Genomic DNA, 595 nt, shown 5'->3' with positions numbered 1-595 from the left:
TGCGCCTGTGCGCTCGCGCATGGCCTGGACTTGCTCAGGTGTCTTGCCTTGTACGTGGTCGTGTGCCTGCGGCGTCGGCAATAGCGAAACCGTGGTGCGCAAGTCGTCGCCACCGTCGCCATGGGCGCCTACCCCGTTGGCTTCATTCGGACGCGGCGTAGGGAGGAGCGCGACTGCAGAACTCACCGTGAGGTCGCCTTTCGAGCCACGCTGGTTCGGCCCGCCCTTCTCCCCGTCAGATGCTCGAGGGGTCGGGATCAGCTTCCCGCCGAGTTGCGAGAACAAAGACCCTGAACCTGCCATGAGGGGCGCCGACATCGGAAGCTCGTACGCCACTCCATCGACAGTCATACCCGAGATCGGAAAGGTCTCCGAGTACACGTCCGAGCGCTGTGAGATTACGTCTACTTGATCCGTCTCCCACACATCCCTGGCACTGTTCCATCCAGCAATCCGGCGCATGTTTGTCCTCCTCGCTTGCTGCGGTGGCTGAGTACGCGCCGCGCACGTTTTCCCAGACCACGTATTTCGGTTTGAGTTGCGCGATCGCTTCGCGCATGTTGACCCACAGGTTGGATCTGGTGCCGTAGGTCAT

General features: G+C 61.8%; 1 protein-coding gene. It reads right to left on the bottom strand.

Translation table 11 applies throughout. From position 1 onward, the window contains the following. Positions 1-235 precede the first annotated feature (235 nt). Positions 236-595 (bottom strand): DNA cytosine methyltransferase (locus tag ACFQO7_RS37755; protein ID WP_376810898.1); only part of this gene is annotated, 360 nt, incomplete at its 5' end.

It is taken from the genome of Catellatospora aurea, assembly GCF_042663325.1.
Classification (GTDB): Bacteria; Actinomycetota; Actinomycetes; order Mycobacteriales; family Micromonosporaceae; genus Catellatospora; species Catellatospora aurea.
The sequence above is the reverse complement of the archived record's forward strand: the minus strand, read 5'-3'. Positions and strand labels throughout refer to the sequence as shown.